At 63.7% G+C, this 21,258-nt stretch carries 17 protein-coding genes, 1 tRNA gene and 1 pseudogene; 9 read left to right on the top strand and 10 right to left on the bottom strand.

Annotation, left to right across the window (positions count from 1 at the left end; genetic code table 11):
* The first annotated feature begins 64 nt into the window (after nucleotides 1-64).
* Genes AWB77_RS26850 through AWB77_RS26840 form a run of 3 tightly spaced genes read left to right on the top strand, consistent with a single transcriptional unit; the run spans nucleotide 65 to nucleotide 2,957 of the window.
* Nucleotides 65-1,237 (top strand): ABC transporter ATP-binding protein, encoded by a 1,173-nt coding sequence (locus tag AWB77_RS26850; protein WP_061137498.1) that lies wholly within the window; start codon nucleotides 65-67, stop codon nucleotides 1,235-1,237.
* Entirely contained in the window at nucleotides 1,234-2,142 is a 909-nt protein-coding gene (locus AWB77_RS26845; protein ID WP_061137583.1) for an ABC transporter permease subunit, read from the top strand. The genes AWB77_RS26850 and AWB77_RS26845 overlap by 4 nt, the downstream gene beginning before the upstream one ends.
* Complete coding sequence (locus AWB77_RS26840) at nucleotides 2,142-2,957, top strand: ABC transporter permease subunit (RefSeq protein ID WP_061137582.1); 816 nt, start codon at nucleotides 2,142-2,144, stop codon at nucleotides 2,955-2,957. The genes AWB77_RS26845 and AWB77_RS26840 overlap by 1 nt, the downstream gene beginning before the upstream one ends.
* A gap of 106 nt (nucleotides 2,958-3,063) precedes the next feature.
* Here AWB77_RS26840 and AWB77_RS26835 read toward each other — a convergent pair whose 3' ends face one another.
* The 4 genes from AWB77_RS26835 to mfd form a co-directional block, all read right to left on the bottom strand.
* A complete protein-coding gene (locus AWB77_RS26835; protein ID WP_061137497.1) occupies nucleotides 3,064-4,647 on the bottom strand; it encodes a hypothetical protein in 1,584 nt (527 codons plus the stop codon).
* 788 nt (nucleotides 4,648-5,435) lie between these two features.
* On the bottom strand, nucleotides 5,436-6,458 hold the full coding sequence (locus tag AWB77_RS26830) for a threonine/serine dehydratase family protein (RefSeq protein ID WP_061137496.1): 1,023 nt from the start codon (nucleotides 6,456-6,458) through the stop codon (nucleotides 5,436-5,438).
* A gap of 8 nt (nucleotides 6,459-6,466) precedes the next feature.
* Complete coding sequence (gene argE / locus AWB77_RS26825) at nucleotides 6,467-7,693, bottom strand: acetylornithine deacetylase (protein ID WP_061137495.1); 1,227 nt, start codon at nucleotides 7,691-7,693, stop codon at nucleotides 6,467-6,469.
* Nucleotides 7,694-8,423: 730 nt separating this feature from the next.
* A complete protein-coding gene (mfd, locus tag AWB77_RS26820; protein ID WP_061137494.1) occupies nucleotides 8,424-11,897 on the bottom strand; it encodes a transcription-repair coupling factor in 3,474 nt (1,157 codons plus the stop codon).
* A 138-nt stretch (nucleotides 11,898-12,035) separates the two neighbouring features.
* On the opposite strand from mfd, the gene ispD reads away from it, so the two are divergent.
* Nucleotides 12,036-12,758, top strand: coding sequence for a 2-C-methyl-D-erythritol 4-phosphate cytidylyltransferase (gene ispD / locus AWB77_RS26815; protein WP_061137493.1), 723 nt, complete (start codon nucleotides 12,036-12,038; stop codon nucleotides 12,756-12,758).
* Between the two features lie 26 nt (nucleotides 12,759-12,784).
* Nucleotides 12,785-13,276, top strand: coding sequence for a 2-C-methyl-D-erythritol 2,4-cyclodiphosphate synthase (gene ispF / locus AWB77_RS26810; RefSeq protein ID WP_061137492.1), 492 nt, complete (start codon nucleotides 12,785-12,787; stop codon nucleotides 13,274-13,276).
* Here ispF and AWB77_RS26805 read toward each other — a convergent pair.
* The 4 genes and pseudogenes from AWB77_RS26805 to ompR form a co-directional block, all read right to left on the bottom strand.
* Nucleotides 13,258-13,524: pseudogene (locus AWB77_RS26805) on the bottom strand (carboxymuconolactone decarboxylase family protein); the annotation flags it as partial. The gene ispF and the pseudogene AWB77_RS26805 overlap by 19 nt on opposite strands.
* 98 nt (nucleotides 13,525-13,622) lie before the next feature.
* Nucleotides 13,623-14,171: a peroxiredoxin gene (locus AWB77_RS26800; RefSeq protein ID WP_061137491.1), complete on the bottom strand. Its 549-nt coding sequence runs from the start codon at nucleotides 14,169-14,171 to the stop codon at nucleotides 13,623-13,625.
* Between the two features lie 93 nt (nucleotides 14,172-14,264).
* Nucleotides 14,265-15,629, bottom strand: coding sequence for a two-component system sensor histidine kinase GluS (locus AWB77_RS26795; protein WP_061137490.1), 1,365 nt, complete (start codon nucleotides 15,627-15,629; stop codon nucleotides 14,265-14,267).
* Nucleotides 15,630-15,691: 62 nt separating this feature from the next.
* On the bottom strand, nucleotides 15,692-16,417 hold the full coding sequence (gene ompR / locus AWB77_RS26790; RefSeq protein WP_008349770.1) for a two-component system response regulator GluR: 726 nt from the start codon (nucleotides 16,415-16,417) through the stop codon (nucleotides 15,692-15,694).
* Between the two features lie 245 nt (nucleotides 16,418-16,662).
* On the opposite strand from ompR, the gene AWB77_RS26785 reads away from it, so the two are divergent.
* Nucleotides 16,663-17,034: a hypothetical protein gene (locus AWB77_RS26785; RefSeq protein ID WP_061137489.1), complete on the top strand. Its 372-nt coding sequence runs from the start codon at nucleotides 16,663-16,665 to the stop codon at nucleotides 17,032-17,034.
* Between the two features lie 16 nt (nucleotides 17,035-17,050).
* A complete protein-coding gene (locus tag AWB77_RS26780; protein ID WP_061137488.1) occupies nucleotides 17,051-17,899 on the top strand; it encodes a DUF1501 domain-containing protein in 849 nt (282 codons plus the stop codon).
* Here the strand turns inward: AWB77_RS26780 and AWB77_RS26775 are convergent.
* Together AWB77_RS26775 and AWB77_RS26770 are read right to left on the bottom strand one after the other, a co-directional pair.
* Nucleotides 17,896-18,738: a squalene/phytoene synthase family protein gene (locus tag AWB77_RS26775; RefSeq protein WP_061137487.1), complete on the bottom strand. Its 843-nt coding sequence runs from the start codon at nucleotides 18,736-18,738 to the stop codon at nucleotides 17,896-17,898. The genes AWB77_RS26780 and AWB77_RS26775 overlap by 4 nt on opposite strands.
* A gap of 179 nt (nucleotides 18,739-18,917) precedes the next feature.
* Nucleotides 18,918-19,004 (bottom strand) — tRNA-Leu (locus tag AWB77_RS26770).
* A 274-nt stretch (nucleotides 19,005-19,278) separates the two neighbouring features.
* Here AWB77_RS26770 and AWB77_RS26765 point away from each other — a divergent pair.
* Together AWB77_RS26765 and AWB77_RS26760 are read left to right on the top strand one after the other, a co-directional pair.
* Nucleotides 19,279-19,650 (top strand): DUF2946 domain-containing protein, encoded by a 372-nt coding sequence (locus AWB77_RS26765; protein ID WP_061137486.1) that lies wholly within the window; start codon nucleotides 19,279-19,281, stop codon nucleotides 19,648-19,650.
* Nucleotides 19,651-19,816: 166 nt separating this feature from the next.
* Nucleotides 19,817-21,256 carry a PepSY-associated TM helix domain-containing protein gene (locus tag AWB77_RS26760; protein WP_061137485.1) on the top strand — a complete coding sequence of 480 codons (1,440 nt, stop codon included), beginning with the start codon at nucleotides 19,817-19,819 and terminating at the stop codon, nucleotides 21,254-21,256.
* Nucleotides 21,257-21,258 lie beyond the last annotated feature (2 nt).

Genomic DNA, 21,258 nt, shown 5'->3' with positions numbered 1-21,258 from the left:
GGGCTTTGTTCGTGGCGAACCGAAGCCACGGGATGCACTGGATGCAGGAGTCGAACAGGCAATCATGAGTGAGCAGTCGAGCGCGTTGAAGGCAGCGCCTAATCCCGGACGGCGCGAGCCGGGCGGTTCCCTATCGGAGCAGGGCACGGACGAGAACTTCGTGCGGATCGTCGATGTCGTGAAGAAGTTCGGCGAGACGACGGCGGTGCGGGGCGTCAACCTGTCGGTGAAAAAGGGCGAGCTGTTCGCGCTCCTCGGCAGTTCGGGCTGCGGCAAGTCGACCCTTTTACGCATGCTCGCCGGGCTCGAGTCCGTCACCGAAGGGCAGATATTGATCGACGGGGAAGATCTCGCGAAGATGCCGCCGTACAACCGGCCGGTCAACATGATGTTCCAGTCCTACGCGCTCTTTCCGCACATGAGCGTGGAGTCGAATGTCGCGTTCGGACTGAAGCAGGAAGGCGTGAAGGGCGGCGAACTGAAAGATCGCGTGCACAACGCGCTCCAGCTCGTGCAGATGGCGCAATACGCGAAGCGCAAGCCGCATCAGTTGTCGGGCGGCCAGCAGCAGCGCGTCGCGCTCGCGCGCAGCCTCGTGAAACGTCCGAAGTTGCTGCTGCTCGACGAGCCGATGTCCGCGCTCGACAAGCAGATCCGCCAGCGCACGCAGATCGAGCTCGTCAATATTCTCGATCAGGTTGGCGTCACCTGCATCATGGTGACGCACGATCAGGAAGAGGCGATGACGATGGCCAATCGCCTTGCCGTAATGAGCGAAGGGCAGATCGTGCAGCTCGGCACGCCGCACGAAGTCTACGAGTATCCGAACAGCCGCTTCTCGGCGCAGTTCATCGGCTCGACGAATCTCTTCGACGGCAATGTCGTGGAAGATGAGCCGGATCACATCTTCGTCGAATCGACGGACTTGCCCGTGCGCCTCTACGTGAGCCACGGCATCACCGGGCCGCTCGGCATGCCGGTGACCATTTCCGTGCGTCCCGAGCGCATCGCGCTGACGCGCAAGCCGCCCGAAGGCACGTACAACTGGGGCCGCGGCCGGGTGACGAACATCGCGTATATGGGCGGCTACACGCTTTATCATGTGACGCTCGAATCAGGCAAGGTCGTGGTCGCGAATCTGTCGAGCCTTGCGATCGGCGAAATCGACTCGCCCACTTTCGACGACGAAGTCTACGTGCGATGGAGCGCGTCGGCAGGCGTGGTGCTGACGGCATGATGACGAACTGGCTCAAGCGCATGGGCGTTTCGGGACGCACGCTCGTCATCGGCGGGCCGTATCTGTGGCTGCTGCTGCTGTTCTTCGTGCCGTTCCTGCTCGTCGTCAAGATCAGCTTCGCGGACAGCCAGCTCGGCATTCCGCCGTACACCGATCTCGTGACGATGGAAGAAGGCGTGATGCACATCGCGCTCGATTTCGCCCATTACGCGTTCCTCGTCAAGGACAGCCTGTACTTCGCGACCTACATGAACTCGCTCCTGGTCGCGGCGGTATCGACGGTGCTGTGTCTGTTGATCGGCTATCCGATGGCGTACTACATCGCGCGCTCGAATCCGGCCTCGCGCAATGTCCTGATGATGGCCGTGATGCTGCCGTTCTGGACGTCGTTCCTGATTCGCGTGTACGCGTGGATCGGCATTCTCAAGAACAACGGCCTGCTCAACAACTTCCTGATGTCGATCGGCCTGCTGCATTCGCCCATCGAGCTTTATCACACGAACATCGCGGTCTATATCGGCATGGTGTATTCGTATCTGCCGTTTCTCGTGATGCCGCTCTACGCGCATCTCGTGAAGATGGACCTGACCTTGCTCGAAGCGGCCTACGACCTCGGCGCGAAGCCGTGGAAGGCGTTCGTGCAGATCACGTTGCCGCTGTCGAAGAACGGCATCATCGCGGGCTGCCTGCTCGTCTTCATTCCGGCGGTGGGCGAGTACGTCATCCCCGAACTGCTCGGCGGCGCGGACACGCTGATGATCGGCCGCGTCATGTGGAACGAGTTCTTCAACAACGCCGACTGGCCGATGGCCTCCGCCGTCACCTGCGCGATGGTCCTCTTGCTGCTCGTGCCGATGGCGCTCTTCCAGCACTTCCAGGCGAAGCAACTGGAGGAACGGCGATGATCAAGGTAAGCCGTCCGTTGCAAGTCACGGCGCTGGGTCTCGGGTTCGCGTTTCTGTATATCCCGATCCTGAGCCTCATCGTTTATTCGTTCAACGATTCGCCGCTCGTCACCGTCTGGACCGAGCCATCGCTCAAGTGGTATCGCGCGCTCGTCAACGACGACGAACTGATCAACGCGGCGTGGCTGTCGTTGCGCATCGCGTTTTTCACGGCGTGCGCGTCGGTTGTGATCGGCACGTGGGCGGGCTTCGTGCTCGCGCGCATGGGCCGCTTCAGGGGCTTCACGCTCTACGCGGGCATGATCAACGCGCCGCTCGTAATTCCCGAAGTCATTCAGGGCATTTCGCTGCTGCTGCTGTTCGTCGAAATGGCGAAGCTCATCGGCTGGCCGGATCGCGGCTTTTTCACGATCTGGATCGGGCACGTAATGCTGTGCATCTCGTATGTCGCGATCATCGTGGAATCGCGCGTGCGGGAGCTCAATCCGTCGCTGGAAGAGGCCGCGCTCGATCTCGGCGCAACGCCCTTGCGCGTGTTCTTTTCGATCACGCTGCCGCTGATCTCGCAGGCCCTCGTGGCGGGCTGGCTGCTGTCGTTCACGCTGTCGATCGACGATCTCGTGCTGTCGGCGTTCCTGTCCGGTCCCGGCTCGACGACGCTGCCGCTCGTCGTGTTCTCGCGCGTGCGTCTCGGCCTGAATCCCGAGATGAACGCGCTCGCGACCTTGTTCATCGCGCTCGTGACCGTCGGCGTAATTGCGGTGAACGCTTTCATGCTGCGCAGCGAGCGCAGAAAGCTCGCGAGCGTGACCTGATCGCGGAAAGCCGGTTGCACAAGCGCGGCCGGCGCGCTGCAAACGCCGAAGGGCCATTGCGACACACGCGCCGCAATGGCCCTTCGTTGCGTTCAGTATCCGCCGCTTACTTCGCTGCGGCGTGCTTCAGAGCGATACGCGTCGGCCCGCCAATGCTGTTGAAGAGCAGGTCGCCGTTGGACATGTACTGAATGATCGCATAGGCGCCGTTGCCCAGATTGCTCTTTCCGAACGACACGCGGTGCACGGTCTTGCCAGTGTTCCAGTCCAGGCCGGTGACTTCCCATCCGCTCTTCGGATAGTAGCCGTTCACGAACACCATGTTCGACGCCGAACTCGTGCTCGGCACCATGCTGATCGAAACGATGTCGTTACGCGTCCACACCGAGCGCCACGCGTGCTTCTTCGGATCCCACTCGAGACGTTCCGCGCCCGATGCCGGTTTGTTGACTGGACCCAGCGAAAGCACGTCGACGAGCTTGTCCGGATGGCCCTTTTCGGCCACGTTGTTTACGACGAACGCGCCATAACCGTTAACGACGACCGACTGTTCGCTCTGAACGAACTTCGGCGGATGCCTGAGTCCCGCCGTTATGCCGATCTGACCAGCAATGCGCGGCGACTTCGTGCCCGGTATCTGCGTCCAGCCCGTGGGAATCTGATCGCGCCAGAAGGCGACGAGGTGCATGCGGTTCGCGCCGTCGGTGATGACGACGAGCTTGTCTTCGTCGTCGCCGAAGCCCATGAGCGTCGGCGTGGAGCCGGTGCCGTCGCCGAATTTGACCGCGGGCGGCTGAACGCCGTGCTCATATTCGGCCTTCCAGGCGCCGTCGGCTTCTGCTTCGGACAGCTTCGCGCCGGTCCAGACGACCTTGTGCATGACGCGGTTCGACGCGATATAGATGCCGCCTTTTTCATCGATCGCGAACGAGTTGCTTACGATCTCGCCCGGCGCGAAGCGGATCGTCTGCGGCTGGCCTTCGAGCGAACGGTCGAACACGCTGATCGACACGTTGGACGCGACGACGAACTTGCCGTCATACGTGATGCCCGTGCCGATGAGATGCGCCTTGCCCACGATCGGTTTCATGTCGACCGTCTTCATGACCTTGATGCCGGCCGCCGGATTCTTCTCGTCGACGAGACCGAACATGCTGATCCGGCCGTCCTGACCGTTGTAATAGACGTGGTTATCGTTGTCCACTACGGAGTAGATACCGTTGACCACGCGCGTCCAGTCGAGGCCATAGGTCTTGAACACGGCGTCTTCGGCCTGCTTGATGCTTGTGATGCGTTCGCCGAGCACCTTCTCGTGCAGCGCAGCCGGAACGATCTTGTTGCCCGGCGCCGCCGCGCGCGCGACCTCCCTGAAGCCGCCGTTCGACACGTCGATATAAGTCACGCCTTCGCTGGACACGCCCCACATGAAGTTCGGCGACGTCGAAGCGAGCGTCATGATGTTCACCGGACCATTGACAACGCGCGGCGCGTTCCTGATGTCGACGTTGAAAAAACCGGGCTTGACCGCATACGGAAACGCGTCGCTCTGCGATGGATCGAAATGTGTGATCGCATATTTTTCGGCGGCGAGAAACGGATTGCGCGCCGGTTGATTCGCTTCCACCGCATGGGCGGCCGTGCCAGCGGCGAGGAGAAGCGCGGCCATCGCGCCGATACAGGGTTTCCTCATGGGTGCTCCTTCTCGAGTTCATATCGAGCGCAAGCGCTGCGGTCGTCATGGAACTGCTGATGCTCTTGATCCGGTTCGTGCTCGTCATGCTCCGCACCCGGCGCAATCTGACGGCATTGGGATACTTGTTGCGCATCTTGGTGTCGTAAGTGTCGGTCGCCGTCGGCAAACTTCTTCGGGGCCCCCGATCGGGCGTGAAGAGCGGAGCGTGCTGATAGCTGGCCGCGTCTGGGCGTGCAGAAGTGCAAGCCAGCGACAGCGTCGCACTTGCATTCCTGCTGCGGAGCGAGCTTCGTGAAGGATCATTGCGGCACGAACACCCCGCTGCTCGGACTCATACGGGCACGCGCGTGCGAGCCGTAGCGGCCGGTCGCATGCAGACATCGAAGCCGAGCGCGGTTTGATGCAGTCGAAAGAACGGCGGATCAGCCAAGTTGACTACAATGCTGCTCAATAGGCACGCATTCTCTGCAGAGCGAAACTGACGCGGGCGGCACTTGCCAGAACAGCTTTCAGATACCGCGTGAATCCACTTCGAAGGCCGGTTCGAAACCTGGCACTCCCGCTAATCGACCTGGTTGTGCTGCCCGAACGTTCCTTATGACAGTAGCAGCGCATGCGCGAGCGCACAAGCATTGCCGACCGGTTGGCAAACTATGCGCGAAACTCAACTATTCGTCGAAATATCGCGATTTATGAAATCTGCAACGTAAGTCTGCGCACGAATATGGCCCGGAGCGCGCGCTGCGCTCCGACGAAGATTTGCAGCGCCCAGTTGCCGGATTGAATCAGCGGCTCGACGATTCGATTGCGTTCGCCAGATGCTTCGCAAACGTGGCCGGATCGGTATTCGTGCCGCACAACAGCACGCCGACGCGCTTGCCTTGCAGGCGTTCGCGCAACGGCCCGAGCAGGGCGGCGGTGGCGGCGGCGCAGGCGGGCTCGACCGCGAGCTTCAGTTCGCCGAATAGCTGGAGCATGCCGTGGCGCAACTCGGCATCTGACACGGTGACGATCTCGTCGATATGCCGGCGGCACAGCTCGTAGCTGTACTGCTCGGTGTGCGGCGCCATCAGCGAATCGGCGATGCCGTGCATCGCGCCCATCTTGATCGTGTGATTCGCCTCGAAGCTGCGCCGCATCGCGTCCGATCCTTCCGGCTCGACGCCATACACATGCAGGGATGGATTGGCGAGACGCATCGCCGTCGATACGCCCGCGGCCAGACCGCCGCCGCCGATCGGCAGGATCACGGCGTCGAGATCGGGCGCTTGCGAGGTCCATTCATAGCCGAGCGTCGCCGTGCCGAGCACCGTGCGATAGCCGTTGAACGGATGAATGAACACGCGTCCTTCTTCCGCTTCGACGCGCCGCACGACTTCGAACGCTTCGGCAACGTTCTCCGCGAACACGACTTCCGCGCCGAATCGCCGGCACAGCGCGACGCGCGCCGGGCTCGCGCTCTTGATGATGACGACCTTCGCGCTCACGTCCATGCGCTGCGCCGCGTAGGCTACCGCGACCGCGTGATTGCCCGCCGATACGCACGTGACGCCCGCCGAACGCTCGCTGTCGGTGAGCGCGAGGATGTTCGAGAACGCGCCGCGCGCCTTGAACGTGCCGCTCGCCTGGAGCAATTCGAACTTGAAGGTGATCGGCGTGCCTTCGAGCGTCGGAAAATCGTGGCGCTCGAAAGTCGGCGTGCGCGCGACCCACGGCGTGAGCGCCATGTGCTGCTCGGCGATGTCGTCGAGTGTCGGAATGGGCGTGCCGTCGATCGTGTTGTCGGTGTGCTGGTCGGACGTGGACATGGGATGAGTCAGCGGGTTTGAGCTTCGACGGACATGCTGTGGATGAACTTGCCAAGAAACGCCTCGCACTGGACGAGCTGTTCGAGCGACACATATTCGTTCGCCTTGTGCGCCTGTTCGATGTTGCCCGGTCCGCACACGATGCTCGGCACGCCCGCGTTGGCGAAGAGACCCGCCTCGGTGCCGTAGGCGACCTTGTGCTTGTCCTGGTTTTGCGTGAGCGCGCGCACGAGTTGCGTGATCGCGGCCTGTTCGGTGGCGTCGAGTCCGGGTGCGGACGCGAGCTTCCTGAATTCGATCGCCGCGTTGCCGTGTTCCTTGAGCATCTTCGGCAGCAGCGTGTCGCGCGCGTACGATTCGATGCGGCTGAAGATCTGGTCGGGATCGATCGTCGGCAGATTGCGGAACTCGAACTCGAAGTTGCATTCGGCGGGCACGGTGTTGATCGCGTTGCCGCCTTTGATCGTGCTGGTCTGGCCGGTCGTGAAGGGCACGTCGTAAAGCTCGTCGAACGGACCTTGCGCGCGAAACTCGTCGACGAGATCGCGGATATGGCATATGAGCCGTGCCGCGTACTCGATTGCGTTCAGGCCCTTGGGCGTGAGCGACGAATGCGCAGCGAAGCCGCGCACGCAGCAGTGATACGTGTTGATGCCTTTATGCGCAATGATCGGGCGCATCGACGTCGGTTCCCCGACGATGCAGCCATCGGGTTTCAGTCCGCGCTTTTGCAGATCGGCGATCAGCAGCGGCGCGCCGGCGCAGCCGACTTCTTCGTCGTAGGAAAGCGCGAAGTGGATGGGCTTGGCGAGCTTCGTCGCCTGCATTTTGGGCAGCATGGCGAGCGCCGCGCCGATGAAACCTTTCATGTCGCACGAGCCGCGGCCGTAGAGCAGGCCGTCGCGCACTTCGGGCTTGAATGGATCGCTTTGCCAGTCCTGGCCGTCGACTGGAACCACATCCGTATGACCCGATAACACGATGCCGCCATTGGTCGCGCCGTCGTGCGCCGGGACCGTGGCGAAGAGATTTGCCCACTGGCCGCGCGGATCGTTGGTGATGGTCGCTTCGATGCCAGACTTGCGCAGTTCGTCGCGGACGGTTTCGATCAGGCCGAGGTTCGGATTACGGCTGACGGTATCGATCGATACGAGGCGCTCGATCCACGGCAGCGAGAGGGGCTTTTCGGCTTTCGATCGGGCTTCGGGATGCGCCGCATCGGCGGGCTGTGACATGTTTTGACTCCTTGCCGGTAGGGGTTGATCATAGCCCAAATGTTTTGTGCTGGCCGCATGGGCTTTTTTTGGTGTTTTTTCGCTGTTTTGCGGTTGGTCCCGTTTTCTTTGTGGTCTATTAGCGTTGCCCCTGTGCGGGGCGGCACTTACTTTCTTTGCTGCTGCAAAGAAAGTAAGCAAAGAAAGCAGCTTCTGTTACGCCCGCGGTCACACGCAGTTTGGGTAGTTCTCTCGTCCTCCGTGGCACTCGCCTAACGAGTGCCCTCCAAGGTCTAGCGGGGCTTGGCTCGCGCACGGTCTGCCACATCGCACCACGGAACGAGCGGGTCCAGCACGAAAGAGCGCCGGCACAGCGCTACGCGCTGCCGTTGGGTATGCGAGGGAAACCGATCGTGCGCGTGTGTGGTGAGGTGGCGGCGTTCGAAGCGCGCGCAAACCCGATTGACCCATCGGCCGCGAAGCGGGCCGGAGCCATTTTGTGCTGAACCAGCGCGCGTAACGAACTAGCTAGTCGGACCGTGCGCGATCCAAGCCCGCTTGGGTGTTTGAGGGCACTCGTTAGGCGAGTGCCACCTCCGACGAGAGAACTACCCAAACTGCGTGTGACCGCGGGCGTAACAGAAGCTGCTTTCTTTGCTTACTTTCTTTGCAGCAGCAAAGAAAGTAAGTGCCGCCCCGCACAGGGGCAGTGCTAATAGACCAATAACGAATCGGGACCAAGCGAAAAACCTCACCTGACAACAGCCGCAGTCCTCACCGGCCCACCCAGCGCCCGCAACGTTTCCTTGACAGTAGAAATCCGCACAGCAAGATCAGGACTACGCGACTCGATGCGCAACTTATCCTGCCCCGCGAGCTTGATGTGCTTATGCTTCTGCACCATCTCGATGATCCTCATGCCATCCACAGGCGGATTGGGCACGAACTGCAGCGAGATCGACTGCTCGCCCGCATCGATCTTCGATATACCCAGCGGCTTCGCGGCCAGTCGTAACCGATGCGTCTCCACCAGCGCATGCGCCTGCGGCGGCAGCTTGCCGAAGCGATCGACGAGTTCTTCGAGAATGCCGTCGATCGCATCGCTCGATTCGCAATTCGCCAGGCGCTTGTACAAGGACAAACGCTCCTGCACGTCACCGCAATAATCAGCGGGCAGTATCGCCGGCGCATGAAGATTGATCTCGGTCGTCGCGGCAAGCGGCGCGTTCAAGTCCGGCTCGCGGCCTTCGCGCAGCGCGCGCACGGCATCGTTCAGCATGTCCGTGTAAAGCTGAAAGCCGATCTCGTGAATCTCGCCCGATTGCTTGTCGCCGAGCACTTCGCCCGTGCCGCGAATTTCAAGATCGTGCATCGCGAGATAGAAGCCCGATCCAAGTTCCTCCATCTGCTGAATGGCTTCGAGCCGGCGCTGCGCCTGCTTCGTCAGCGACTGCGGATCATGCACCAGCAAATACGCATACGCCTGATGATGCGAACGCCCGACACGCCCGCGCAACTGATGCAATTGCGCCAGACCGAACTTGTCCGCGCGATGCATGAGGATCGTGTTGGCGCTCGGCACGTCGATGCCCGTCTCGATGATCGTCGTGCACAGCAGCACATTCGCGCGCTGCCCGACGAAATCGCGCATCACGCGCTCCAGCTCGCGTTCGTGCATCTGTCCGTGCGCCACCGCGATGCGCGCCTCGGGCACGAGCGCCTCGAGCATCGTGCGCCGATTCTCGATCGTCTCGACTTCGTTGTGCAGAAAGTACACCTGGCCGCCGCGCTTGAGTTCGCGCAGCATCGCCTCGCGGATCACGCCGTCTTCCTCGCGGCGCACGAACGTCTTGATCGCAAGGCGCTTCTGCGGCGCAGTCGCGATCACGGAAAAATCGCGCAGGCCTTCGAGCGCCATGCCGAGCGTGCGCGGAATCGGCGTCGCGGTGAGCGTGAGCACGTCGACTTCGGCGCGCAACGCCTTGAGCGCCTCCTTCTGACGCACGCCGAAGCGATGCTCCTCGTCGATGATCACCAGCCCGAGACGCTTGAACTTCACATCGCTCGACAAGAGCTTGTGCGTGCCGATGACGATATCGACCGAGCCCTCGTTGATCTGCTGCACCGCCGTCGACACTTCCTTGCCGGTCTTGAAGCGCGACAGCTCCGCGATGCGCACCGGCCAATCGGCGAAGCGATCGGTGAAGGTCTGCGTGTGCTGCTCGGCGAGCAGCGTCGTCGGTGAAAGAATCGCGACCTGCTTGCCCGCCATCACCGCGATGAACGCGGCGCGCAACGCGACTTCCGTCTTGCCGAAGCCGACATCGCCGCACACGAGGCGGTCCATCGGCTTGCCGCTCGTCATGTCGCCGATCACGGCTGCAATCGCCGCCGCCTGATCCGGCGTCTCCTCGAAGCCGAAGCTCTCCGCGAACTTGGTGTAATCGCGCGGTTCGAGCTTGAACGCATAGCCTTCGCGCGCCGCGCGGCGTGCGTAGAGGTTGAGCAGTTCGGCAGCTGTGTCGCGGATCTGCTGCGCGGCCTTGCGCTTGGCCTTTTCCCACTGGCCGGAGCCTAGCGTGTGCAAGGGCGCGCTTTCCGGGTCCGCGCCGCTGTAGCGCGAGATCACGTGCAATTGCGCGACCGGCACGTACAACTTCGCTTCGTTGTGATACTCCAGATGCAGGAATTCGGTTTCGCCTTCGCCGAGGTCCATCGACACGAGACCCATGTATCGGCCGATGCCGTGCTGCGCATGCACGACCGGATCGCCGACCTTCAGCTCGGCGAGATCGCGCACCATCGAATCGACGTTGCTCGCCTGTTCCTGACGACGCCGTCCCGCGCGGCGCGCGAGTGGTCCGTAGAGTTCGGTCTCGGTGACGATCGACAGCTTTTCCGCCGGCAGCGAAAAGCCGTTCGCGAGCGGCGCGATGCCGAGCGTGAACTTGCCGTCGGCGCTCAGCCACTCCTGGAACGTGTCGCGCAACTCGCCGCGCAGGCCGTTATCGGCTAGCAGTTGCTGGATCGTCTCGCGCCGTCCCGCCGATTCCGCGACGAGCATCACGCGATTGTCCGTCTGCTCCAGATAATGTCGCAGCGCGAGCAAGGGCTCGTCGGCGTGGCGGTCGATCGCGAGTCCCGGCAGCGGCACGGCCCAGCCGCCTTCGGGTGTCGCGGGAAACTTCAGTTGCGCGAACGGTTTTGCGAACGTGAAAAAGTCGTCGTCGGTGAGAAAGAGCCGGCGCGGTTCGAGCAGGGGGCGCTCGCGATCGTGCGAAAGGAAGTCGAAGCGCTGCTTCGTGTCGTGCGTGAAGCGCTTGATCGCCGCGTCCATGTCGCCGACGAACGCCAGTTGCGAGCCTTGCGGCAGGTAGTGAAAGAGCGTCGCGGTTTCATCGAAGAAGAGCGGCAGATAGTATTCGATGCCCGCCGACGGCACGCCGTTGCCCATGTCCTTGTAAATCTGCGAACGGCTCGGATCGCCCTCGAAGACTTCGCGCCAGCGGCTGCGAAAGGCGGTGCGCGCGGCTTCGTCGAACGGAAACTCGCGGCCCGGCAAGAGGCGCACGTCGCGCACCGGATAGAGGCTGCGCTGTGTGTCGGTATCGAACGCGCGGATGGAGTCCACCTGATCGTCGAACAGGTCGAGGCGATACGGCAGCGCCGAGCCCATCGGATACAGATCGATCAGCGAGCCGCGCACGCAGTATTCGCCCGGCCGCACGACCTGGCTCACATGCTCGTAGCCCGCGAGCGTCAACTGCGCCTTGAGCTTCGCTTCGTCGAGCCGTTCGCCCTGCGTGAACGAGAACGTGTAGGCCGCGAGGAACGAGGCGGGCGGCATGCGATACAGCGCCGTCGTTGCGGGCACGATCAGGATGTCGCAGCGGCCTTCGCCGAGATCGTGCAGCGTCGCGAGCCGTTCGGAGACGAGGTCCTGATGCGGCGAGAACGTGTCGTAGGGCAGCGTTTCCCAATCGGGCAGAAGGCGCACGCGCGCGTCGGGCGCGAAGTAGGGGATTTCGGCGGCGAGGCGCTGGGCATCGACGGCGCTCGCGGTGACGACCGTCAGCAGCGGCACGCTCTCGCGATACGCGGCGTGATAGCGCGCGATGGCGAGCGCATCGGCGGAGCCGGACGCGCCGTCGAACACGAAACGCTGGCCCGCTTTCACGAGCGCGATGGGAGAACTGGACTGCGCGGTGACGGCTTTGGAAGGCATAAGGTGTGCATGGAGCCGCCCGGCGAACGCGGGTTCGAAGAATCGAACCGGCATGCGCGGGACGTGGTAGCGATTGACCTATTATAAAATCCGGGCTTCAACTTTGACTTGTTCACCTCAACTGCCCGCTCAATTGCCGTGACTTCGCGCCTGTTCTCACTGATTCCCTGTGCCGGCACCGGCAGCCGCTCCGGCGCGCCGATGCCCAAGCAATACCAGACGGTCGCGGGCCGCCCGATGCTCGCATACACGCTCGCGGCGTTCGACGCGTGCTCCGAATTCTCGCAGACGCTCGTCGTGCTCGCACCGGACGACCATCACTTCGACGCGCGCCGCTTCGCCGGATTGCGCTTCGCGGTCGATCGCTGCGGCGGCGCCTCGCGGCAGGCGTCGGTGTACAACGGCCTGATCGCGCTCGCCCGATTCGGCGCGCGCGACGACGACTGGGTGCTCGTGCACGACGCCGCGCGGCCCGGCATCACGCCTACGCTGATTCGCAAGCTCGTCGCGGAACTGCGCGATGATGCGGTCGGCGGCATTCTCGCGCTGCCGGTCGCGGACACGCTGAAACGCGTCGCACCGAACATGCCCGATGTGCTCACGGACGATGTCCGCATAGCACGCACCGAATCGCGCGACGGGCTCTGGCAGGCGCAGACGCCGCAGATGTTCCGCCTCGGCATGCTGCGCGAAGCGATCGAGCGTGCGCGTCACGACGGCCACGACCTGACGGACGAAGCGAGCGCCATCGAATGGCTCGGGCACTCGCCGAAGCTCGTGCAGGGCAGCTTGCGCAACTTCAAGGTGACGTATCCGGAAGATTTCGCGCTCGCGGGCGCGATGCTTTCGGTCGACGCCTGACTCACACTCAACAAAGGTTTGCATCGATGGATTTCAGAATCGGACAAGGATACGACGTCCACCAGCTCGTCGAGGGCCGCCCGCTCATCATCGGCGGCGTAACGATCCCTTATGAACGCGGACTGCTCGGGCATTCCGACGCCGACGTGCTCCTGCACGCCATCACCGACGCGCTTTTCGGCGCGGCGTCGCTCGGCGATATCGGCCGTCATTTTCCGGACACGGCGACCGAATTCGCCGGCGCCGACAGCCGCGTGCTGCTGCGCGAGGCGTTCCGGCGCGTGTCGGAAGCAGGCTTTGCGATCGCGAACGTGGACAGCACGATCATCGCGCAGGCACCGAAGCTTGCGCCGCATATCGATGCGATGCGCGAGAACATCGCCGCCGATCTCGATCTTCCGATGGATCGCGTGAACGTGAAGGCCAAGACGAATGAGAAGCTCGGCTATCTCGGCCGCAAGGAAGGCATCGAGGCACAGGCCGCGGTGCTTTTGCGCCGCACGTCGATCGACGGGTAAAGCGCGGCGAAGACGTTGTTCATGCCCATCAGCGCGGCGGCGGTGAGCGCGGCATGCGTCTCTTCAGGCGAGAGCACGCCCGCGTTACGAATGATGCCGACCAGCTCGGTCGCCTTCGCGGCAAACGCGGCGGCGAGCGCGACGCCGACCGCATCGTTGCCTTCGAGCGATGAACGCGCGATCGTGCCGTCGACGTTTGGGCGGAAGTTCTTCGCGTAGTCGGGCACGCGTTCCTTGATCGCGGACACAAGGTCCGTCGGTTACGCCTTTTGGGTGGCATCGAAAAGCCCGCTCATCGCTCAATCATGCCCGGCTCGATGGCGGCCTTTGCGGCACTTGGAAACGCTTACAGCGTCGAGCCGCCGACCGCGCGGTTGCACGGGCATAGTTCGTCGGTTTGCAGACCGTCGAGAACGCGCAGGACTTCTTCCGGGCTGCGGCCCACGTTCAGATTGTTCACCGACACGTGCTGAATCACGTTGTCGGGATCGACGATGAAAGTCGCGCGCAACGCCACGCCGGCTTCCTTGTCGCGCACGCCGAGCTGATCGATGAGTTCGCCTTTCACGTCGCCGAACGCGTAGTGGTTCAGCTTGTTCAGGTCTTTATGCTCGCGTCGCCAGGCGAGCTTGACGAATTCGTTGTCGACGCTGCCGCCGAGCAGAACCGCGTCGCGGTCCTCGAAATCGTTCGCGAGCTTTGCGAACTCGACGATCTCCGTCGGGCAGACGAACGAGAAGTCCTTCGGATAAAAGTAGATGATCTTCCACTTGCCCGGAAAGGACTGCTCGGTGATTTCCTCGAAAGCGGACTGGCCGTTTTCCTCGTGATGGTTGAAACCTGGCTTCGCTGCGGTGACGGTGAATGCTTCGACTTTATCGCCAACGGTCTTCATGCGGACAACTCCTGTGGATTCGTTGAGAGCACATACTCCGACCACGCTACCGGATCGTCGCAACGCTTGCGTGACACGTCCTTGCAGAGGGTTTCAGGCGTCGAAGCGCGGGCCGCCTTTCATCGGCGGGAAATCGATGGTCACTTCGAAGCCGGGCAGCGGCGTGCGGTTGCGCAGGCGCAGCGTGCCGCGCTGCCGCGTGACGAGCCGCTGCACGATCGCCATGCCGAGACCCGTGCCGTTCGCCTGCGTGCGCGCCGTATCGACGCGATAGAACGGACGCGTGATCAGCGCGACCTGATCGTCGGGAATGCCGCGGCCTTCGTCCATCACCGAGAGTTCGACACGGCCATGCGCAACACGCGTTTGCAGCGTGATGCGCGCGATGTCGTCGTGTTCGCTGCGGCCGTACTTGCGCGCGTTTTCGAGCAGGTTGCCGACGACGCGGCGCGCATCGGTCGGATCGCCCTCGATGATCGCGCCTTGCGCGAGATCGGTGCGCATCACGACGCCGTCGTCGGCCTGGAAGCGGGCGGCGAGCTCGCCTGCGATCATCGAGAGATCGACGGCTTCGGGCATGCGCTGCATCGGCCGCGCATAGTCGAGGAAGCGGCCGATGATCATGTCCATCTGCTCGATGTCGTCGATCATCGCGAGCTTGGTCGCTTCGTCCGACGGGCTCATTTCCGTCTCCAGCCGAAGACGCGCGAGCGGCGTGCGCAGATCGTGCGAGATGCCTGCGAGCATCAGCGCGCGGTCCGCTTCGAGCTGCTCGAGGTCCTGCACCATCTGATTGAAACTTCGATTCGTTTCGGCCGCGACGCCCATGCCGCGCTCGGGCAGGGGTTCGGGCGATTGCCCCGAGCCGACCTTGCGCGCCGCGAGCGCGAGGCGCGCGAACGGCCGGTTCACGAGACTCGTGATGAACGCCGCGCCGAACAGCGAGAGCGCGAGCGCGAACACGCCCCAGCCGGCCCACTGAAGGCCGGTGACGGTGTCGAGCTGATCGCGGTCGAGCGCGACCCAGTAGTCGTCGTCGTCGATCTTGAAGCTGATCCAGACGCCGGGAATATCGTTCACCGATTGCGCGATGATCGTCTCGTTGCCGAGCCGCCCGCGCACGTCGCGCTCGATCAGCCGGTTGAGCGATTCGTCGGGCTGGAGCTTGTACTTGTCGGTGGTTTCGCGCGGATACACGCGCACGCCTTCGTTGCTCTCAAGGTCCTGAAGCAGCGCGCGGCGCAGATCGGGATCGGAATAGAGCAGGGCGGTGCGCGTGAGCTTGACGACCGCGACGAGCTGAAGCGCGACGCGTTGCGCACGCGGCTCGCGCTCGATGACCCGGAAGCTCTGGAACCATGCCGTCAGACTGACGGCGATGAGCAGCGCGATCAGGGCGAAGGTTCGCCAGAACAGGCCGCCGAACGCGAGCGCCAGTAGCCGCCTGTCGATGCGCATGGGTCTGTCGGGTTCGGCTCGGTGAAGGGGAGAAAGCGTGACCAAACTCGCTCGAAGACCGATCAGGCTGCGCCGTCGGGAATGAAGACGTAGCCGAGGCCCCAGACCGTCTGGATGAATCGCGGACTGCTGGGATCGGGCTCGATCAGCTTGCGCAGACGCGAAATCTGCACGTCGAGACTGCGGTCGAACACTTCGTATTCACGGCCGCGCGCGAGCTCCATCAGCTTTTCGCGCGATAGCGGCTGGCGCGGATGACGCGCGAACACCTTCAGCACCGAGAATTCGCCGGTGGTCAGCGGAATTTCCTGGCCGTTCTTCGTGAGCGTGCGTGTCGCGAGATTTAGCGCGAACTCGCCGAACTCGAAGACTTCGGTGGTTTCGGACGGCGCGCCAGGCAGTTCGGACGGCGTCTGGCGGCGCAGCACCGCATGAATGCGCGCGACGAGTTCACGCGGATTGAACGGCTTCGGCAGATAATCGTCCGCGCCCATTTCGAGGCCGACGATGCGATCGACATCTTCGCCCTTCGCGGTCAGCATGATGATCGGCGTGCGATCGTTGCTGCCGCGCAGACGACGGCAGATGGAAAGACCGTCCTCACCGGGCAGCATCAGATCGAGCACGAGCAGGTCGAAACGCTCGCGCACCCAGAGCTTGTTCATCGACGGCGCGTTTTCCGCGACATACACGTTGAAGCCCTGCTCACCGAGATAACGCCGCAACAGATCGCGCAGGCGCGGATCGTCGTCGACGACGAGAATTTTCGAAGGGTTCTTGGTTTCCATGGCGGCATCTTAGCGCGTTTGATCAAACGCCGAGTTTGTAACAAAAGGGAGTGTAACAGTTCGTTACAAAATTTACGGGGCCTGTGGCACGGCCTTGGGCTTTGGTGCGTACACTGCTTTACCTAAGCCCGCCATTCGGTAGATACTCCATTAGACCAAGCGCGTCGTGCGGCCCGACCAAGCCCTTGCCAGACGCGCGTGAAAAGACTGAGGCTGTCCGGTTGTCGAGCAACGAAGGGAACAACATGAAGGGAGCGCGGCAGCGCGGACCCGTGCGCACCGAGCGCATCTTCAGAAAGACACTTCTTGCCAGTGCGCTCTACGCAGTACTGAGCACGCCTCACGCCTATGCGCAGTCGACCAGTTTCGATCGCGGCTTCGCAAGTTCCCCGAATCGTTTCGATGGCCGGATGATCCGCGCGCAGCAGCGCGTCAGCAAGGGCGCGACCTCGTCGAGCCGGGAGCACGATCCGAAAGCGCCGGCCATGCAGCCCATCCAGCAGGTCGATCAGGCGCCGCCCGCGCGTCCGCCGCGCCACACGGTGATGACCGCCGACGAGCGGCGTCTTCTGCGGCAGCACATCGAAGAAGCGGTGCGCGACCTCTACAAGCGCTAAGCGGCGTTTGCGCTCGATGAACCGACGTCAATTCCTCTCGGTTGCCGGCGCGTTCGCGGGAAGCGCGGCGAGCGCGAACGAAGCGTTCGCTATCGCGCGGGCCGGTTCTGCATCGGCTATTCAATCGCTCGTCCTCGTCGATCTAGAAGGCGGCAACGACGCGCTCAACACCGTGATCCCGATCGCCGATCCGCGCTATCGCGTGTTGCGCCCGACGCTCGCGATCCCGAAAGAGCGGGCGTTGACGCTCGACGAAAAGACAGCTTTGCACCCGTCGCTCGCGCCTTTGATGAGCGCGTGGCGCGCGAAAGAACTGGCGATCGTGCAGGGCGTAGGCTACGACGCGCCCAATCGCTCGCATTACCGCTCGCGGCAAATCTGGGACACGGCGTCGCATGTGGACGAATATCGTGCCGATGGCTGGCTCGATCGCGTGGACGTGGAAGTGACGCACATCGCGCTGCACGGCTTCGATACGCACGAGGCACAGTCGCGCCGGCATGCGGCGCTGCTGAGTGCGTTGGCCGAGCGTCTCGCATCGTTGCGTGCGCGGCTGATCGCGTCGGGCGCATGGCGCAAGACGCTCGTGATGACGCGCTCGGATTTCGGCCGCGCCGTGCGGGAGAACATCGCGGGCGGCACGGATCACGGCGCCGGCGCGGCGCATTTCGTGATGGGAGGAAGCGTGCGCGGCGGACTCTACGGCACGCCGCCTCGGCTCGATCGGCTCGATGCGGACGGCGGCTTGCCGGTCGGCGTCGACTTCAGAAGGCTGTATGCGACGGTGCTCCGCGCGTGCGGCCAGAGCGATGCATCATCGATTCTCGGCGCGCGCTTCGAGCCGCTGCCGATGCTGCGCGTCTAACGCGTTTTCCACGTGATCCACAGCTTGCGGATCGGCGTGAGCGCAATGCGCTGATGCAGCACCTGGAAGTTCTCCCGCTCGATCTCGTCGAAGCGCGCAAGCGACAGCGCGGCCTGCGCGCGCAGCACGCGTTGCGTCGCGCGTTCCGCAGCGGGAATCGCGTCGAGCGCACGGGCGAGCGTCTCGCGTGCGCGTCCGGTCTGAAAGCGCATGAGGTCCGTGAACGCGTCGCCGTACTTGCGATTGATGATGTCGGCGGCCGTCACGTTGAAGCGCTGCAACTCGTCGATCGGAATATAGATGCGGCCGTTGCGCGCATCGTCGCCGATCTCCTGAACGCGCTCGGCGAGCAGCAACGCCGAACCGAGCGGCGCTGCCCATGTCGCGGCCGACTGCGGATCGCGGGCGCACGCGCGAGCCAGCGCCGTCGCGAACGCGCCGCCCGTCTGATCGAGATAGCGTTCGAGGCCGGGCCAGTCGAGATAGCGCGCCTGATCCAGATCCATGCCGAAGCCGTCGACGACCGTCGCCAGCGCCGTGCGTCCGGCGTCGTCCAGAACGGGATGCGCGGCATCGCCCGCGTGCGTCCGCAACGCCTTCGTCACCGGGTGCGTGGGCTCGCCGCCATCGAGCCGGACAAGCTCGCTCTGCCACCACGCGTGTTTCGTACGGCCGATGGTCGGATCGCTGGTCTCCTTCACGGTCTCTTCGAGCTCGCGATAGAACGCGTAGAGCGCGGTCAGAAGCGGCTGCTGCGAAGCCGGCGCGCGTCGCAGCGCGTAGTACGTGCCGGATCCTTCGGGAGCGGCCTTTTGCTGGCAGTAGTCGTCGAAATTCACGAATGGGGCTTGTGGGTGTGCGGGAAGGCGGCGTCGATTTTAGTCGTGCGGTTGCGCCACGCGGGCGACCATTTTATCGGGCGACGCGCGGCTGCGCTGCGAACAGGTGACATCGGCCAGGACGCTATCATCCGGCCGCAAAAACAAAAAACCCCTTTGCCGATGAAAGGGGTTTCGTGTGGTGCGAGGAGCGGGACTCGAACCCGCACACCCTTGCGGGCGTCAGGACCTAAACCTGGTGCGTCTACCAATTTCGCCATCCTCGCAGCGTGGCACGCCGTGGGCTGATGCGGGCGATGCCCGTGCCCCGCGATGCCGCCGCGTCCGGCACCGGTCCACTGTGCCAAGCCGGAGATTCTAACCCATTCATCTGGCGATGTCTGCGAAAATGCGTCAATGCTCCCGGCCGCGCGACGCGATATGCGAAACGCGCGCGCGGGCGTAAATCGGCGCCGATCTTCGGCATACGCGGCGGGCGATTGCGGCATGCTCATCGGCTGCCTACAATCTCGTTCACATTTCCCGCCTCGCCATTTCCTCATGACTCGCACCGCGCGCAATCGCATCGTCGCATGGCTCGGCATCGCCGCCATGTGGCTTGCCATCGTTGCGCCGGTCGTCAGTCAGACGCTCGCCGCGCGCGATATCGCGGGCGATCCGCAAGCGCTGCTCTGCGCGGTCGATGCCGCCGCAGCCGATGCGCACGCCGGCCATCACGACGCCGCGAAGCATTTCGACGCGTGCTCGTACTGCGGACTGCTCGCGCACGATCTGCCGGTCGTCATGCGCATCGCGCACGAGCTCACGCTGACCGAGCGCGTCGCGCGCGCGTCGGTATCCGTGAACGTCGTCACGGCAGCGGCGAAATCCTTCAACGCGGCAAGACCGCGCGCGCCGCCCGCGTTCGTCTAGAGCCGTCTACAGCCGTCCTTCGTCCGAGCGCCGGGAATATGCCCGCGACGCTCGCGGTACGTTCATCGGCACCAATACGAATCCGTTCATCGCGTTTCGTATCGAACGACGCATCGCGCATCCAATGCGCCTTCCGTCCAAACGCACACACTCAACGAGAATCGCCATGCTTGCACCCCATCCGAACGCCGCGGCGGCGGCGTCGAACGCGGAGGTCATCGCGCATCGACGCACGCTGTGGCGCTGGCACTTCTATGCAGGGCTCTTCGTGATGCCGCTGCTCATCGTGCTCGCGATCACCGGCACGCTGTACTGCTTCCAGCCGCAGATCGAACCGCTGCTTTACCGGGACAGAATGGTCGTCGCCGATACCCACGGCCCGCGACTGTCGCGCGACATCCTGCTCGCGAAGGCCGCCGCGAGCGAACCGCCCGGCGCGGTGCCGGCGCTCGCGCAGATCGAAACCGATCGCACGCGCAGCGCGGAATTCGTGTTCCGCCTGCCTTCGGGCGAGAGCGAAAGCGTGTACGTCAATCCGTACGACGGCGCGGTGCTCGGCACGCTGTCCGTCGAACATCGCTTGATGAAGCAGGTTCGCAATCTGCATCGCGGCCTGATGCTCGGCAAGACCGGCGAGCTGCTGATGGAACTCGCGGGCTGCTGGACGCTCGTCATGATCGGCACGGGCGTCGCGCTGTGGTGGCCGAGCCGGTCGAATGCGAGGAAGGGCGGCGTGTGGCTGCCGCGTCTGTCGCTGCAAGGCCGCGCGTGGTGGCGCGATCTGCATGCGGTGGGCGGCGTGTGGCTCGCTATCGGCGCGCTCTTCTTCGTGCTGTCGGGCTTGCCGTGGTCGGGATCGTGGGGCAAGCAGTTCAAGGCGCTCGCGACAACGGCGTCGCTCGGTTATCCGAAGGGCGCGTGGGGCGAGGCGCGCGTGCATTCGACGGCGCCCGCGACGGCGCGCAACGAGCACGACATGCACGCGATGCACGGCATGGAGATGAAGATGGACGATCTGCCACTCCATCAGACGCCGTGGGCCGTCGGCGCGACGACGGTGCCCGACAGCGCGAATGCGGCGGCATCGGCTGCGCGCATGCCGATCGACGACGTCGTTGCGCTGGCCGCGAGAAACGGTATCGAAGCCGGCTACGGCATCGCGCTGCCCAGCAAGCCGACGGGCGTGTACACAGTGTCGTATTTCCCCGCCGATCCGCGCGCCGAACGCACGCTGCACATCGACCAGTACAGCGGCCGCGTGCTGTCGGATATCGGCTACGCGAGCTATGGCGGCGTCGCGAAAGTCATCTCGTACGGCACGTCGCTGCATATGGGACGTTACTTCGGGCTCGCGAACCAGATCGTCTGCTCGGCGATCTCGCTCGGGCTTGCGGCGCTGGCCGTGACGGGCTTTGTCATGTGGATGAAGCGCCGGCCCGCTCGCGAACTCGGCGCGCCGGCACGGCCCGTCAGGCGTGCGCCGATGCGCGCATGGCGTGGCAGTCTCACGCTGCTCGGCGTGATTTTCCCGCTGATGGGCGCGACGATGCTCGCCGTCTGGTGCTTCGACCGGCTCGCGTTCGGCGCGCGGCGCGCAGCTGCGTGACG

Source organism: Caballeronia fortuita, from assembly GCF_001544835.2.
Taxonomy (GTDB): domain Bacteria; phylum Pseudomonadota; class Gammaproteobacteria; order Burkholderiales; family Burkholderiaceae; genus Caballeronia; species Caballeronia fortuita.
The sequence above is the reverse complement of the archived record's forward strand: the minus strand, read 5'-3'. Positions and strand labels throughout refer to the sequence as shown.

Bases quoted from the DNA above. Each gene is read 5' to 3' on its own strand.
- AWB77_RS26850 (WP_061137498.1), top strand. From the start codon at position 65: ATGAGTGAGCAGTCGAGCGCGTTGAAGGCAGCGCCTAATCCCGGACGG.
- AWB77_RS26845 (WP_061137583.1), top strand. From the start codon at position 1,234: ATGATGACGAACTGGCTCAAGCGCATGGGCGTTTCGGGACGCACGCTC.
- AWB77_RS26835 (WP_061137497.1), bottom strand. From the start codon at position 4,647: ATGAGGAAACCCTGTATCGGCGCGATGGCCGCGCTTCTCCTCGCCGCT.
- AWB77_RS26830 (WP_061137496.1), bottom strand. From the start codon at position 6,458: ATGTCCACGTCCGACCAGCACACCGACAACACGATCGACGGCACGCCC.
- argE (WP_061137495.1), bottom strand. From the start codon at position 7,693: ATGTCACAGCCCGCCGATGCGGCGCATCCCGAAGCCCGATCGAAAGCC.
- mfd (WP_061137494.1), bottom strand. From the start codon at position 11,897: ATGCCTTCCAAAGCCGTCACCGCGCAGTCCAGTTCTCCCATCGCGCTC.
- ispF (WP_061137492.1), top strand. From the start codon at position 12,785: ATGGATTTCAGAATCGGACAAGGATACGACGTCCACCAGCTCGTCGAG.
- AWB77_RS26800 (WP_061137491.1), bottom strand. From the start codon at position 14,171: ATGAAGACCGTTGGCGATAAAGTCGAAGCATTCACCGTCACCGCAGCG.
- AWB77_RS26795 (WP_061137490.1), bottom strand. From the start codon at position 15,629: ATGCGCATCGACAGGCGGCTACTGGCGCTCGCGTTCGGCGGCCTGTTC.
- ompR (WP_008349770.1), bottom strand. From the start codon at position 16,417: ATGGAAACCAAGAACCCTTCGAAAATTCTCGTCGTCGACGACGATCCG.
- AWB77_RS26785 (WP_061137489.1), top strand. From the start codon at position 16,663: ATGAAGGGAGCGCGGCAGCGCGGACCCGTGCGCACCGAGCGCATCTTC.
- AWB77_RS26780 (WP_061137488.1), top strand. From the start codon at position 17,051: ATGAACCGACGTCAATTCCTCTCGGTTGCCGGCGCGTTCGCGGGAAGC.
- AWB77_RS26765 (WP_061137486.1), top strand. From the start codon at position 19,279: ATGACTCGCACCGCGCGCAATCGCATCGTCGCATGGCTCGGCATCGCC.
- AWB77_RS26760 (WP_061137485.1), top strand. From the start codon at position 19,817: ATGCTTGCACCCCATCCGAACGCCGCGGCGGCGGCGTCGAACGCGGAG.